Source organism: Stenotrophomonas sp. GQ19 (genome assembly GCF_059758695.1).
Genome location: NZ_JCAXES010000001.1, coordinates 552,881 through 567,563 on the forward strand (window position 1 = coordinate 552,881; position 14,683 = coordinate 567,563).

Consider the following 14,683-nt stretch of genomic DNA (forward strand, 5'->3'; position numbering starts at 1 on the left):
CGGTACGGGCACTCGCGACACTCGCACTCCGCCGATGCCTTCATTATCATCGACGTTTCCATCACACCAAAGATGGAATCCATCGACAAAGGCGATACATCCATGCGCTACGGCCCGGAATCCTTGCACGCCTTCGTTGAAGCGGCCGCGCTCGGCTCCTTCTCCGCCGCGGCTCGCCGACTGAAGAAGACCCAATCGACCATCAGCACGGCGGTTGCCACGCTGGAGGCCGATCTGGGCCTCACCCTGTTCGATCGCCGCGGCCGTTACCCGGTGCTCACCGACGACGGGCGCAAGGTGCTCGGCCACGTGCAGGAGATTCTTGCCGCCGCCGAACGCCTGGAACAGCTGAGCATCCGCCTGGGCGACGCGGTGGAGCCGCGGCTGACCGTGGTGTTTTCCGACATCTACCAGCTCAACCCCGACCACCACCTTCTGCAGCGTTTCGAACAGCGCTTTCCGGACATTGAACTGGAATGGCTGGATGCCGAAGGCAGCGATGTGCTCGATGTCGTGCAGCGGGGTCGCGCGCATCTGGGACTTGTGCCGCAGCAGGCGCACTACCCGTCCGACCTGACTGTCCGTGCGCTGCCGCTGCGCGCGGAAATGGCGGTGTTCGTGGCGCGGCAGCATCCGCTGGCGCAGATAGATGCCGCGGACGAATCCCACCTGGCGGGCCATCGCCGGATCTGCCTGAGCGGTGACGATCAGCGCAGCGGCCCGGCGCGTGGGCGCAGCTGGTCGGCGTCGGATTACCTGATGGTGCTGGAGATGGCCGAAGACGGCTTCGGTTGGGCCGAACTGCCGCGCACCCTGGTAGCGCGATACGGGCGCGGGCAGCTGGTGGAACTGGCCCTGCCCGGCTGGCCGAAGCTGGTGGCGTGCGACGCGGTGTGGCGCAAGGGCGAGATACTGGGCCCGGCCGCGCTGTGGCTGCTCGACGAATTCCTGCACCGCACCCCGTAGAGCGGGGCTCTGCCCCGCCGCGCTTTGCGCTGAAAGGCAGCCGGGCAGAGCCCGGCGCTACGTGGCCATTCTTCAACGCATCCCGCGTAGAGCGGGGCTCTGCCCCGCTGCACTTTGCGCCGGGCTCCACGCTTGCCGGGCAGAGCCCGGCGCTACGGGGCGCTGGTTGGGATCGCCTGGAGCCGGCCAGCGGCCGGCACTACCTGTGGGCGAGTGCGTAGTCGATGGCGGCGCAGATCGCGGCTACCTGCGCATCGTTGCATTGCTGCGGGGTGGCGCGCGGGCTGTCCGGGTAGACCTCGGTGGTGGTGGTGTAGGTCGCGCCGGTGATGCTGGCGCACAAGCCCAGCTTCTTCAGCGGGTACTCGATCACGCCCGGGGCCACCACCGGCGAGCCGATGATCTCGCCTTTGTCATCGGCCGGGGCGATGTGGGTCACCTGCTCCACCGCTGCGTTCACCGCCGTCTGGAACGCGGGCTGCGGATTCTCGCTGTCGTCCACCAGGTAGAAGCCATCGGGAATCAGGCCCGGTTCGAACGGCTTGCCATCGCGCGCGGCAAGCGCGGGACGGAACTCGGTTTCGTCGCTGTCGGTGGTTTCATGCAGGTCAATGTGCATCACCATGCCGGCGCGCAGCGGTTCCACCAGCGCCATCAGCGCCGCCGATTCCTGCGCCGGGCTGTTGGCCACGAACGAGCGGTTCGGGTCGATCGCATCGGCGTTCCAGCGCTGCACGCGCTCGTAGCCCCAGGGGCTCACACACGGCGCCACCAGCACGTTCGCGCGACCGGCATAGTCCTTGGCACGCGTGGCCAGGAACTGCAGCGCGCCCTGCACGCCACTGGTTTCGTAGCCGTGCACGCCGCCGGTCACCAGCACGCTGGGAAGCGCCGGGTTCCAGTTGCGGCTGCGTACGGCAAACAACGGGTACGCGTCCGGGGCGTAGTCCAGCGTGCCGTACTGCTCCACGTCGAAGTCCGCGCGCAAGGCGTCCACCGCCGGCACCACGTCGTTGGCATAGCGACGCTGCGGCTGCTGCAGGACACGCCACTGCGCCTTTTCCGCCGCGCCCCAGGGCTGGCCAGGGGTGCCGATGGGATGGAAGCGGGCGTCGGTCATGGCGTACTCGTCTGTGCAGTGGATCGGGACGCCGATTTTACCATTGCCGCCCGGGCCGCCTGTGCCACATCAGGCGAGCAGCTGCTGCAGCGCCACGTCGATGGGTTGGTCACCTTCGGTGAGTTCGATGATGCGGTGCTTGAGCTGCGGGCGTTCGACCAACGCCACCAGCGTCGCGGCAACATCCGCACGCGGCACCTCGCCGTAGGCAATGGCCAGCCCGACCTGCACGCATCCACGGCCGGCCGCATCGGTGAGCGTACCGGGGCGCAGGATCACCCAATCCAGGTCGCTGGCGGCCAGGTACACATCGGCGCGCTTCTTGACCGCCATGTAGTTCTCGAAGCCATCGCCCATCGCCTTGCTTCGCCCGGCCTCGGGAAATGCCGAGACCAGCAGGAAGCGTTTGATGCCGGCGTGCCGGGCGGCCTGCACGGCCAGCTCCAGCCCGGCACCGTCGATGGCGTTGGTCAGTTCGATGCCTGCCCCGCCCGCCCCTGCACTGAACACCACCACCTCGCTGCCGGCCATCTGTGCCGCCAGCGCCTGCGCATCGGTGTGGGTCAGATCGCCCTGCATCGGTGTGCCGCCCAGTGCGGCCAACGCGTCCGCCTGCTCCGGGCGACGATGCAGCGCCACCGCGCGGTGGCCGCGCGTGGCCAGTTGTTCGACCAGGTGGCGGCCGACCTTGCCGGCGGCGCCGATGATGAAAACCTGGGCCATGCTGTTCTCCTGATACGTACCAGCACCCAGCGTAGCCACCGCGGCGTGACCATGCCGTGGCGCTTACGCCAGCGCGAGCCAGCCGCGGAATCCCAGGCCCTGGTAGAAGCTCTCGACGCGGCTGAAACCGGCCTCGCGCAGCAGCGCCTCGTCCTGCGCCGGCGACAGGATATGCACGTGCTCGGCGACGGCGGCGCGACCGTGCTCGGCCTGCTCCGGCGTGATCCCGGAGGACATCGCAAAGTCGGCGTAGCGTTGCAGCCAGCGCGCACGCGCGCCGTCGTGCTGGTCGAAGCTCATGTGCGCCACCACCAGCGGCGCGCCCGCGCGCAACCGCCGATGCAGCGCCGCCAGGGTCGGCACGCGTTCGTGCAGCGGCACGAAATGCAGGGTGAGCAGGCAGGCGGCGGCATCGAACGGCCCGTCAGGCGCTATGTCGATGTACCCGTGATGCAGCTGGGCACGGTGGGCGTGTGCGCCCAGAGTGCGGGTTGCCAGCTCCAACATCGCGTCCGACGGATCCACACCGTCGAAACGCCAGTGCGGCTGCGCCTGCGCGAAGGTGCGCAGCTCCAGGCCGCCGCCGGCGCCCAACACCAGCACGCGTGCATCGGTCGGCGCGGATTCGGCCAGCATCTGCGTGCACATCCGCTGCAGATCGGCGAACCCCGGCACCAGCCGGGGTGGGCGTTCTGCGTAGCGGGCCACGGCATCGGGGTCGGCGTAGGCATCCATCGGGGCGCACCTTTTTTCATGTAACTGGTGCAGTTACATTAACGCCCGTGGCGCGCGATGTCACCTGCCGTTGTACTGGGCCACGGTGACCTGCTCCAGCCAGGTCACAGGCGAGCCATCGACCGCTTCGGCGATGGCGATATGGGTCATGGCCACCGTCGCCTTGGCGCCGTGCCAGTGCTTCACCCCCGGCGCGATCCAGACAATGTCGCCGGGGCGGATCTCCTGCACCGGCTTGCCCCACTCCTGGACGCTACCCACCCCGGCGGTCACGATCAGGGTCTGGCCGAGCGGATGGGTGTGCCAGGCCGTGCGCGCGCCGGGCTCGAAGGTCACGGTGGCGCCGCCCACGCGGGCCGGTGCGGCGCGCTGGAACGGCGCATCGATGCGCACCGTCCCGGTGAAATAGTCGGCCGGGCCGGCCGCCGATGGGGTGCTGCCGGCCCGGGCAATCTGGATCGGGGCCGGGTCGGCCGGTGCGGTGGCGGCCACCATCGACAGCAGCGTGCTGCTCAACAGGTTCATGCGGAACTCCTCGACGTGGAAAACGGACCGTCCCACTGTAGTCCCTGCCAACCTGGCCACTGCCTGCCGCAGCGCGCATGCAGCGATGAACATCACTCATCAATCATCAACGCTTGGCGCCTTGTGCTCACCAGTGGCCCGGACTCATCATGGCCAGGCATGAATCACATGCGTGCCGGACGCCGCCGATGGCCCGCGAGAATTTCAACGACCTGCAGGTCTTCGTCGCCGTGGCCCGCGAGCGCAGCTTCACCCGCGCCGCCGCGCAGCTCGGCGTCTCGCAGTCCGCGCTGAGCCACACCGTGCGGGGCCTGGAGGAGCGCCTCGGGGTGCGCCTGCTCACCCGCACCACCCGCAGCGTGTCGATGACCGAGGCCGGTGAACGCCTGTACGACACCGTGGCCCCGCGCATGCAGGAGATCGAGGCCGAGCTGGTGGCGATCAGCGACTACCGCGACCATCCTGCCGGCACCATCCGCATCACCACCGCCGAACACGCGGCCAACAGCATTGTCTGGCCCCGCCTGAGCGCGATACTGCCGGCCTACCCCGACCTGCGCGTGGAGCTCACCGTCGACTACGGCCTGGCCGACATCGTGGCGCAGCGATACGACATCGGCATCCGCCTGGGCGGACGCGTGGCCAACGACATGATCGCCGTGCCGATCAGCGGCCCGCAGCGCATGGCGATCGTGGCCAGCCCGGCCTATTTCGTCCATCACGTCGCGCCCCAAGCACCGGCGGATCTGGCCGCGCACAACTGCATCGGGCTGCGCCTGCCTACCCACGGCGGACTGATGGTGTGGGACCTGCAGAAAGACGGCCAAGAGGCCAACGTGCGCGTGGACGGGCAATGGACGTTCAACGGCAGCAGCGCCATGTTGCGCGCGACCCTGGCCGGCGCCGGCCTGGCCTACCTGCCCGAAGACATGGTGCTGGAACACGTCCAGGCGGGTCGCCTGCGCCGCGTCATGGACGACTGGTGCGACGTGTTCGACGGTTATTACGCCTACTACCCCAGCCGCCGCCAATCCTCCAGCGCGATGCGCGTAGTAATAGAAGCGTTACGCGCAGCCCGGTAGAGCCGACCGTTGGTCGGCTGTCGCGGTGCCCGACCCGGAACAGCCGACCAACGGTCGGCTCTACCCAGCCGGCCCTCACGGGCGCAGCAGCACCTTGCCGTTGCGGCCCGGTTCCAGACTCGCAGCGGCAGCAGCCGCCACCTCGTCCAGTCCGAACACACCATCCACCGGCAGGCTCAGCCCACCGCGTGCAGCCAGCTGCAGCAGCTCACCCACCAGCCGGCGCTTGTCGTCCGGGGCCATCGCCTGGCTCACCTTGCTGCCCCAGAACCCCTTCACCGTGGCCTGCTTGAAGATCACGTCGCCCGAGTTGAGCTGCATCGGTTCGCCGGTCATCGAGCCGAACGACACCAGCGTGCCGCCATCCCCCAGCAACGTCATCAGCTCGCTGCTGGCACGCCCGCCCACCGAGTCGACCGCCGCAGCGATCGAGCCGCCGGCCAGCCGCGTCTGCACCTGCGCCATCCAATCCGACTGGGCGGTGGAAATCGTGTTGTCGATGCCCAGCGCCTCCATTTCCGCCACGCCGGCATCGCGCCGCACCAGGTTCACGCAGTGCACGCCGCGCGCCTTGGACAGCATCGCCAGCGCCTTGCCGACCGCGCCATTGGCGGCGTTCTGCAGGATCCACTGACCCTCGTGGACCTGCAGGAACTCCAGCAGCATCAGCGCGCTCAGCGGCATCGCGATCAGCTGCGCCGCGGTTTCATCGTCGATCGCATCCGGCATCGGAATGACCATCTTCGCCGGTGCGATGAAGTGCTCGGCCCAGGTGCCATGCACCGACGCGGCGCTCACCCGCTGACCCACCGCCAGGCCTTCAACGCCCTCGCCCAGCGCGTCGATCACGCCGGTTGCTTCACTGCCACCAACCGCCGGCAGCGTGGGCTTGTAGCCGTACTTGCCGCGTACGGTCCACAGGTCATGGTTGTGGATGGGGGCCAGCACGGTGCGGATACGCACCTCGCCCGCGCCCGGCTGCGGGGTGGGTACGTCACCCCCGTGCAGCACGATGGTGGGATCGCCAAAGGTGTCATGCAATGCAGCGCGCATGGAAGTCTCCTGTTGCCAGTTCAATGGGGGATTGCCGGGCAGCGCCCGGCCTTGCACGGGCACACACGGTGCCCGGAGACGCGTGACCTCAACGTCGGTGGCGGTGCGCGGCCACGACCGGCACGGTCGGATGGCGCCACGCCCGCGTGCGCAGCAGCAACGTCTGCAGCACCAGCAGCGCGGCAACCGCCAGCGCCAGCACCGACACGGTATCGGCACCGGGCAGGCGCCAGCCCGACTGCTTCACGTACACACCCACCAGCGCCCAGACCACGGCCGCCGGGTACGCGAAATGCCCGCGCAGGCGCTGGTTCATCGCCCAGGCCAGCACCGTGGCAAGGGCCAGCAGCACCACGCTCCAGCCGAACATGTCGGCGGTGGGCAGCCACTGGTAGGCCACGATCACCTGGGCGGTGTTGAGGAAGGCGGCCATCGTCAGCCAGCCGGCATGCAGCGCCAGCGGATACGCCGCCCAGGCGCGCTGGCCGCCGGTGGCATCGGTGGGGGCAGCGCGCACGGCGGCCATCAACAGGCACACCAGCGCAGCCCAGATGATCGCCAGCGCGGGCAGGAACCACTGGTTGGAAAACACCGGCATCCACGCGGCCGTCAGCGCGAAGCCCGCCGCCGACCAGCCACGCACGCCGGGCAGGTCCGGGCGGCGCCGGCGCAGCTGCCACAGCCCGAAGACCACGTCCCACAGGAAGATCACGCCCCAGATCGCGAACGCGTAGCCCGCAGCGACCAACAGGGTCGGATAGCGGTCGGAAATCGCGCCATTGGTCGGGCCGAATGCGCCGGATTGCGAGAACCACGACACCACCGGCATGGCCAATGCGGCCAACAACACGATCCAACGCATGCATCCACTCCAACTCAAAGAGCGCTGACGATACGCGGTTACCGGTTAAGGCGGTGGCATGGCCCCGATGATCGGGCACACCGGTGCAATCGCGAGGGGGTGCGACAGCGCTTTACTGGCGCCGCCCGGCGTTTCGCCGCGGCCCCCACTGGACCGATCCGATGTCGTCATTTCTTCCCGATCGCCCTGGCGATCCCACCCGGCGGCAGTTCCTGGCCACCGGCATGGCCGTGTCGGCAGCGTTGATGCTGCCTGCGTTGCCAGGCCAGGCGTTTGCCGCGGGGCCTGCTGTTTCCCACCCCTACCCCCACCCCACCGGAGATACCCAGATGAGCAGCTATCACACCGTCAAAGACGGCACCCGCATCTTCTACAAGGACTGGGGCCAGGGCCAGCCGGTCGTGTTCGCCCATGGCTGGCCGCTCAGCAGCGACGCCTGGGACCCGCAGATGCTGTTCATGGGCCAGCACGGTTACCGCGTGATCGCGCATGACCGCCGCAGTCATGGCCGCTCCACCCAGACCTGGGACGGCAACACCATGGACACCTACGCCGACGACCTGGCCTCGCTGATCGAGGCGCTGGACCTGAAAGAGGTCATTCTGGTGGGCCACTCCACCGGCGGCGGCGAGATCGCCCATTACATCGGCCGCCACGGCAGCAAGCGCGTGGCCAAGGCCGTGCTGGTGGGTGCGGTGCCGCCGCAGATGGTGGTGAGCGCCACCAACCCGGGCGGGCTGCCGATGAGTGTGTTCGACGGCATCCGCGCCGGGGTGGCGGCCGACCGCTCGCAGTTCTACCAGGACCTGACCACGCCGTTCTTCGGCGCCAACCGTGACGGCCACAAGGTCAGCCAGGGCATGCGCGACGCATTCTGGCTGCAGGGCATGCAGGGCGGTCACAAGGGGCAGTACGACTGTATCCGCGAGTTCTCCGAGGTGGACTACACGCAGGATCTGAAGAAGATCGACGTGCCGACGTTGGTGGTGCATGGCGATGACGACCAGATCGTGCCGATCGATGCGTCGGGCCGGCTGTCGGCGAAGATCGTGGCCAATGCCACGTTGAAGGTGTACCCGGGCGCGCCGCATGGCCTGACCGTGACCCACGCCGATCAGTTCAACCAGGACCTGCTGGCCTTCGCCAAGGCCTGACCCAACGCCGCGATCGCCACGCGGGGCGCCGGGTTCTGCCCGGCGCCTTTTTTCTTCTCCCATAGGCGGGGCAAGCAGAACCGTGCCATGACGCAACCCACGCGCAGCCGTCGGCGGGTCGGGCGCTGGGCCCCCATGCCCTTTCCGGCGAATGTCCCCCGGCGTCGGCCTGCGGCCGCCACCTCCTCCTTTATTTCGCCTCCAAGGGCATGGGGGCCCAGCGCCCGACCCGCCGACAGCGCCAGAAAAGCCTGGCTTCCCCTGCTTACCGCAAGCTGAGCCCCGTAGCGGCCGGTAGGCTCCTGGGCAAAATAAAGGAGGAGGCCGCCACGCGGCCGGGGGACATTTGCACCAGGGGCCTACCGGGTGCTACGGGGCCCTCACGCTCGCGACCGGCCCGATCGGAGACGCCAGCCGCGGCGCCCGCACACCAGAGCACCCGCGTACCGTCGTGCGCACTCTGTGACGGCCCTTGCAACAAGGCTCTCCCCTCAGAGGTGGGAAGAACCTATTTTTGTATCCGCCCGTCAGCCCAGTTCGTGGGAGTGCTTCAACGGCGGCAGCGCGCCATGACCCCCCACAAAATGCCTGACGATCGGCGCGTGCTCGCCGCGGTGCAGCGCCCGCACCTTCTGCTGGTGATCGCGGTCTTCAGCGGTCACGCGCTCATGCTGGCGCAGATGTTCCACCCAGGAGCTGGTCACGAAATACTCCAGGTGAATGCCCGGCGTAGCCACGTCCTCAGCCACGCCCCACAGCACCGCGCCGTCGCGGCGCCGGGTGCGACCCAGCTCCCCCATCAACACGTGGAACGCCGCGCGGTCGGCATCGGCGATGCGGTACTCCACCGTGACCAGCACCGGACCGCGATCATGCGACACCGGCACCGCCAGCTCGGGCGCTGGCCAATAGCCGGCCGGACGCAGGTCCAACTCCTCGCTGCCCGCGATGCGCACCCGCCACACCAGCAGCCCGGCGATTACCGCGCCAACCGAGGCGATCGTCAACGCCAGCGGGATCGACGTGCGCTGGGCAATGCTGCCCCAGCTCAGGCCGCCGGCCGCCATGCCCAGCGAGAACACCATGATGTACAGCGAAAGCGCACGTGCCCGCACCCACGGCGGCACCGCGGTCTGCGCGGCGATCTGCAGCGAGGACAGTACCGTGATCCAGGCAAAGCCATTGATCAGCATCGCCACCGGCAACAGCGCCATGTGCCGCAGCCAGGCCAGCCCGAACAGGCTCAGCGCGCAGGCCAGCGTGGCCAGCAGTACCAACAGGTCGCGGTCCATGCGCGCACGCAGCGTCGGCAGCACCAGCGCGCCGGTCACCGCACCGATGCCGATACAGCCCAGCAGGATCCCGTAGAGGCCCGCGCCGCCGTGCATCTCCCCACGCACCACCAGCGGCAGCAGCGCGGTCACCGCACTGGCGAAGAAGAAGAACCCGGCCGACTTCACCAGCACCGCCTGCAGGCGGCCGGCGCGCAGTGCATAACGCAGGCCCGCGCGCAGTCCCGCACCGAAGCCTTCCGGCGGCAGCGTGGAGGCCGCTGCGTCCGGCGTCCAGCGGGTCAATACGATCAGCATTGCGGCAAAGCTCAGCGCGTTCAGACCAAACGCCCAGCTTGGCCCCAACTGCGCCACGATCAACCCGCCAATGGCCGGGCCCAGCGAGCGCGCAATGTTGATCCCGATCGAATTCAACGCCACCGCCGAAGCCAGCATCGGCCGTGGCACCAGCTCGGACACGATCGCCGCCTGCGCCGGCATCGCCATCGCCGCGCCGCAGCCCATCGCGAAGGTCAGCGCCACCAGCAACCCGGGGGTCAGCATCGACAGCCCCGTCAACGTGGCCAGCGTGGCCGCCACCAGCAGCATCCAGCCCTGGGTGAACAGCAGGTAACGGCGTCGGTCGACGATGTCGGCCAGGGTGCCGGCCACCAGCGCCAGCAGCACCACCGGCACCGTGGTCGCCGACTGCACCAGCGCCACCATCAACGGCGACCCGGTGCGCTCGGCCATCACCCAGGCGGCAGCCACGTCATTGATCCAGGTGCCCACGTTGCTGCCCAGGATGGCCAGCCACATCGCGCGGAACAGGCCGATCTTCAGCGGCGACCATGCGCCGGGTGCGGCGCCCTCGTTGTTGCTTACCATTGCCACGCTCCTACCATCGATGCAAACAAAGTGTCGCGGCCACCGGCCGCGCGCAGGCCGGGACCGGCCTCGAACCAGGCCAACTGCGCCTGCCATTGCCACTGCGGGCTTGCCCGCCACGTGGTTTCCCACTTGAACTGCTGCCCGATCCGGCGCGGCGTGCCGGCAGTGCCCGGCAGCGCGGCCAGCGGCGCGGGGGTGGTGTAGATCGCATCGGCGCGGCGATGCTTCCACGCCAGCTGCCAGCCGAATTCGGTGGTGATCGCCGGATGCGGGGTCAGGGTCAGGGTCGGCTGCACGTCCATCAGGTTGGCCGGTGCCAGCAGGCTGGCCTCGCTGAAGTACGCCGCCTTGGGATACAGCGCATTGAACGTCTGCAGGCGGCCGTCACCGGGCGTGCGGTCGCCACTGGCGATGTCCACTTTCACGCCCAGGCGCGGTTGCCAGGTCCGTTGGGACCAGCGCACGCCGGTATCGCTGGCAAGCGTCCACGCGCGGATGGCCAGGTCACCCTGCGCCCCGGACAGGGTGCCGCGTTGCCCCACCAGTTCGACGTTGGCATCCCAGCGTGGCTGCCGGGCGAACCAGCGTGCCCCAAGCGTCGTGCGCCGCTCGTCGCCCTGGGCACCGGCAAAGCGGGCATCGTCGCGACCATAGCCCAGCAGGTACAGGTCCAGACCGTTGCCCGCGCTGCGTCCCTGCAGCGTTGCATACCCGCCCAGCAGGTACTGGCCGTGGTCGCTGCGGTCATCGAATGCACCGGGCCGGTTGTCGACCGGGCGCAGCGCCATCAGGTCCAGCTGCCAGCGCGGCGCGCGCCAGCGGCCGCGCACGCCGTCGAACGCCAGCCGGATGTTCGGCCCGTCGCGCACCGACAGCAGCCGCGAGCTTCCGTAGCCGGCCTCCTGGCGGCCCAGCTGCCAGCCAACGTGTTCGCCCTGCCAGTGCACGTAGCCCTGCTGCACATCCAGCGCACCCCGATCGGTGCCACCGGCACCCCCGCGGCGTCCCTGCTCGGCATGCACGCCCAGTTGCGCCACGGCCTGCCAGCCGTCGCGTTGGGCGCGGATCGACGCCAGCACCCGCAGCAGCCCGTAACCGTCCTCCTGCCCGCCCTGCACGCCGAAGCGGGTCGGGTCGTAATACATGCTGCGCAGACGCAGCGAGGCATCCATCTGCAGCGCGCCACCGCCGTCCAGCGCCATGCACTGGCCGCGGCCGTCCGCCTCGCAGGCCAGCGCCGGCGACGCAGCGGCCAGGCCCAGGGTCAGAAGGCGAAGCACGAACATCCCAGTGCACCCCAGAACGCATTTGGCGCGTCGGTGGGTACGGCGTGTGCGGCGGCATGGCCGTGCGCGCCATGGGTGCGGCAGCCGCCTGCGCCGTGGGCATGCGCGTGCGCGGTGAGCCCGGTGGCCGCGCCGCCTACGTGGTAGCCGCCAAAGCGGTTGACCGGCGACCAATCGGGCATGGCCGGCGGCAGTACCGGGGCCAGCGGCGCAAAGTCGCCGTCGCCGTACACCACCCGCCCGCCCACCACGGTCAGCAGGCTGGTGATGTCGGCAATGGCGGCATCGTCCACCGCGAAGAAGTCCGAGGACAGCACGCAGAAGTCGGCCAACTGCCCTACTCCCAGCGTGCCCTTGTGGGCTTCGTCGCCCGAGAACCACGCGCTGCCCTGCGTCCACAGCCGCAGCGCTTCCTCGCGCTCCAGCAGGTTTTCCTCGCCATACAGCGCCAACCCGCCCACGGTGCGCCCGGTGACCAGCCACGACAGCGCCACCCACGGGTTGTAGCTCGCCACGCGGGTGGCGTCGGTGCCTGCGCCCACCGGCACGCCGGCCTGCAGCATGCGCCGCACCGGCGGGGTGTGGCGTGCCGCTTCGCTGCCATAGCGCTGCACGAACGCCTCACCCTGGTAGGCCATGCGGTGCTGGATGGCCAGTCCGCCGCCGAGCGCGCGGATGCGGTCGATGTTGCGCGGGGTGATGGTCTCGGCGTGGTCGATGAACCAGTGCAGGCCGTCGAACGGAATCTCGCGGTTGACCTGCTCGTACACATCCAGGATGCGATCGATGCTTTCGTCGTAGGTGGCATGGATGCGGAACGGCCACCGCTTCTCAACCAGCAGCCGCACCACCTCTTCCAGCTCCGGCTCCATGCCGGGCGGCAGTTCCGGGCGCGGCTCGTTGAACAGCTCGAAGTCGGCTGCGGAGAACACCAGCATCTCGCCGGCACCGTTGTGACGCAGCAGGTCATCGCCCTGGCGCGGGGCGACGATCTCGCTCCAGTGCTGGAAGTCCTGCTTCTCCTTGCCCTTGTTCTGGGTGAACAGGTTGTAGGCGATGCGCACGGTGAGCTCGCCGTCGCGGTGCAGCTGCTCGATGACCTGGTAGTCCTCCGGATAGTTCTGGAAGCCACCCCCGGCGTCGATCACCGAGGTGATGCCCAACCGGTTCAATTCGTGCATGAAATGCCGCGTGGAATTGGCCTGGTACTCCATCGGCAGGCGCGGCCCCTTGGCCAGCGTGGCGTACAGGATCAGCGCGTTGGGCTTGGCCAGCAGCAGGCCGGTGGGATTGCCCAGGCTGTCGCGCGCGATCTGGCCGCCCGGCGGGTCCGGCGTGTTGCGGTCATAGCCACAGGCCCGCAGCGCGGCGCCGTTGAGCAGCGCCCGGTCGTACAGGTGCAGCAGGAAGACCGGCGTGTCCGGGGCGATGGCGTTGAGCTCGGCCAGGGTGGGCAGCCGCTTTTCCACGAACTGCTCGGCGGTGAACCCGCCCACCACACGCACCCATTGCGGGGCCGGCGTGTTGTCCACCTGCGCCTTCAGCATCGCCATCGCATCGCTGAGCGAGCGCAGCCCGTCCCAGCGCAGTTCCAGGTTGTAGTTGAGGCCACCGCGGATCAGATGGGTATGGCTGTCATTCAAGCCAGGCACCACGCGACGGCCGCCGGCATCGATGACGGTGCCCACGTCCAGTCCGGCACGCACCTGCGCTTCGGTGCCGACGGCGGCGATGCGCCCGTCCACCACCGCGAGCGCGTCGGCCTGCGGGCAGCGTGGGTCAAGGGTGGTGATGCGGGCATTGCGGATGAGCAGCGTAGACATGCGTTTCTCCGGGGATGAGGCAAAGGTGCGGGCGCCTGCAGCGAGCGCCAGGCCTGCGCCGACGCCCAGAAGCAGGTCGCGGCGACCGGGATGGTGCGGATCGGCGGTCATGGCCACGCTGCCCCTGCCAGCGACGGCTGCAGTGCAAACGCGCCAGGACCGGCCAGGGCGATGGCCAGCAGCGTCAGCGTCCAGAACAGGGAGTACTCGGCACCGCCGCGCATCCAGAACCAGCCATGGGGCAGCGCCAACAGCGCAGTGGACAGCAGGAACACCGCCGCGATCACCGCGCCGGGCCGGGCCTGCCACCCCAGCAGCACCGCCAGCCCGCACAGCACCTGCACGGCCGCCAGCAGCAGCGGCATCGGCCGCGGCGCCGGCAGGCCGAAGCCGCGCAGCTCGTCGGCGAACCCGGCCAGGCCGGGGCCACCGAACCAGCCGAACAGCTTGCCCAGCGCATGCGGCAGCAGGAACCCGCCCGCCGCCATGCGCAGCAGCAACAGCGCCAGGTCCAGCCCGGTGGCGCCGGCCATGCTCAGTGGCCGCCTTCCTGCGCGCCGAACATCGTCTTGGCGTACTGGATGCCGATGCCATAGCCGCCGGCATGGTCACGGGCGATGCCGGTGGTGAGGTCGTAGGTTGCGCTGCGTGCCCAGTCGCGCTGCAGTTCCAGCAGGTACTGCACCGCCGTGATCGGCACCGCACCGGCCTGCACCATGCGGGTCACGGCGCGCTCGTGTGCTTCCACGCTGACGTCGCCGCACGCATCGGTCACCACGTAGACCTCGAAGCCCTGGTCGATCGCCGACAACGCCGGGCCGACGATGCACACGCTGGTCCACAGGCCGGCGAGCACCAGACGGCGCTTGCCGATGCGGTTGATCTCGTCGATCACCGGCTGGTCTTCCCAGGTGTTCATCGAGGTACGGTCGAACACCGTCTGGCCCGGGAAGATCGCGGGCAGCTCCGGGAACATCGGACCGGAGAACGACTTCTCGGCAACCGTGGTGAGCACCACCGGCACGTTGAAGCCGGCCGCGCCCTTGGCGATCAGCGCGGCATTGTTGCGCAGCGCGGAGATGTCGATGGTGTGGGTGGCAAATGCCATCTGCGACTGGAAGTCGATCAGCACCAGGGCGTGATCGGTGGGCGACAGCAGCGAGGTGCCGGCGACGGCGGTGGCCTTGTTCAT

14 protein-coding genes are annotated in these 14,683 nt (G+C 69.1%); 3 read left to right on the forward strand and 11 right to left on the reverse strand.

Annotated features, from left to right (window positions below):
* Positions 1 to 102 precede the first annotated feature (102 nt).
* Positions 103 to 966, forward strand: coding sequence for a LysR family transcriptional regulator (locus AC6CHL_RS02270; protein WP_498293137.1), 864 nt, complete (start codon positions 103 to 105; stop codon positions 964 to 966).
* A 199-nt stretch (positions 967 to 1,165) separates the two neighbouring features.
* Here the strand turns inward: AC6CHL_RS02270 and AC6CHL_RS02275 are convergent, their stop codons facing one another.
* The 4 genes from AC6CHL_RS02275 to AC6CHL_RS02290 form a co-directional block, all read right to left on the reverse strand.
* The gene (locus tag AC6CHL_RS02275) at positions 1,166 to 2,086 is read right to left on the reverse strand and encodes a M14 family metallopeptidase (RefSeq protein WP_498293139.1); all 921 of its coding nucleotides are present in this window, start codon (positions 2,084 to 2,086) and stop codon (positions 1,166 to 1,168) included.
* A gap of 69 nt (positions 2,087 to 2,155) precedes the next feature.
* A complete protein-coding gene (locus AC6CHL_RS02280) occupies positions 2,156 to 2,809 on the reverse strand; it encodes an SDR family oxidoreductase (protein WP_498293141.1) in 654 nt (217 codons plus the stop codon).
* Positions 2,810 to 2,872: 63 nt separating this feature from the next.
* A complete protein-coding gene (locus tag AC6CHL_RS02285; protein WP_498293143.1) occupies positions 2,873 to 3,544 on the reverse strand; it encodes a class I SAM-dependent methyltransferase in 672 nt (223 codons plus the stop codon).
* Positions 3,545 to 3,604: 60 nt separating this feature from the next.
* Entirely contained in the window at positions 3,605 to 4,069 is a 465-nt protein-coding gene (locus AC6CHL_RS02290) for a (R)-mandelonitrile lyase (RefSeq protein WP_498293145.1), read from the reverse strand.
* A gap of 188 nt (positions 4,070 to 4,257) precedes the next feature.
* On the opposite strand from AC6CHL_RS02290, the gene AC6CHL_RS02295 reads away from it, so the two are divergent.
* Positions 4,258 to 5,151, forward strand: a complete 894-nt coding sequence (locus AC6CHL_RS02295) for a LysR family transcriptional regulator (protein WP_038688158.1) — start codon at positions 4,258 to 4,260, stop codon at positions 5,149 to 5,151.
* 75 nt (positions 5,152 to 5,226) lie between these two features.
* Here the strand turns inward: AC6CHL_RS02295 and AC6CHL_RS02300 are convergent, their stop codons facing one another.
* Together AC6CHL_RS02300 and AC6CHL_RS02305 are read right to left on the reverse strand one after the other, a co-directional pair.
* Positions 5,227 to 6,204, reverse strand: a complete 978-nt coding sequence (locus tag AC6CHL_RS02300; protein ID WP_038688156.1) for a zinc-binding dehydrogenase — start codon at positions 6,202 to 6,204, stop codon at positions 5,227 to 5,229.
* An 88-nt stretch (positions 6,205 to 6,292) separates the two neighbouring features.
* The gene (locus AC6CHL_RS02305) at positions 6,293 to 7,066 is read right to left on the reverse strand and encodes a TspO-related membrane protein (protein WP_498293147.1); all 774 of its coding nucleotides are present in this window, start codon (positions 7,064 to 7,066) and stop codon (positions 6,293 to 6,295) included.
* 329 nt (positions 7,067 to 7,395) lie between these two features.
* Here AC6CHL_RS02305 and AC6CHL_RS02310 point away from each other — a divergent pair, with 329 nt between their 5' ends.
* Positions 7,396 to 8,220 carry an alpha/beta fold hydrolase gene (locus AC6CHL_RS02310; protein WP_498293149.1) on the forward strand — a complete coding sequence of 275 codons (825 nt, stop codon included), beginning with the start codon at positions 7,396 to 7,398 and terminating at the stop codon, positions 8,218 to 8,220.
* 527 nt (positions 8,221 to 8,747) lie between these two features.
* Here AC6CHL_RS02310 and AC6CHL_RS02315 read toward each other — a convergent pair.
* The 5 genes from AC6CHL_RS02315 to AC6CHL_RS02335 all read right to left on the reverse strand — a co-directional run bounded on the left by AC6CHL_RS02315 (position 8,748) and on the right by AC6CHL_RS02335 (position 14,683).
* The gene (locus AC6CHL_RS02315; protein WP_038688151.1) at positions 8,748 to 10,379 is read right to left on the reverse strand and encodes an MFS transporter; all 1,632 of its coding nucleotides are present in this window, start codon (positions 10,377 to 10,379) and stop codon (positions 8,748 to 8,750) included.
* On the reverse strand, positions 10,373 to 11,668 hold the full coding sequence (locus tag AC6CHL_RS02320; protein ID WP_498293151.1) for an alginate export family protein: 1,296 nt from the start codon (positions 11,666 to 11,668) through the stop codon (positions 10,373 to 10,375). The genes AC6CHL_RS02315 and AC6CHL_RS02320 overlap by 7 nt, the downstream gene beginning before the upstream one ends.
* On the reverse strand, positions 11,647 to 13,491 hold the full coding sequence (locus AC6CHL_RS02325; RefSeq protein ID WP_498293153.1) for an amidohydrolase: 1,845 nt from the start codon (positions 13,489 to 13,491) through the stop codon (positions 11,647 to 11,649). Before AC6CHL_RS02325 ends, AC6CHL_RS02320 begins: the two co-directional genes overlap by 22 nt.
* A 107-nt stretch (positions 13,492 to 13,598) precedes the next feature.
* Entirely contained in the window at positions 13,599 to 14,024 is a 426-nt protein-coding gene (locus tag AC6CHL_RS02330; RefSeq protein ID WP_498293155.1) for a DoxX family protein, read from the reverse strand.
* Between the two features lie 2 nt (positions 14,025 to 14,026).
* Positions 14,027 to 14,683, reverse strand: coding sequence for a hydrolase (locus AC6CHL_RS02335; protein ID WP_141057960.1), 657 nt, complete (start codon positions 14,681 to 14,683; stop codon positions 14,027 to 14,029).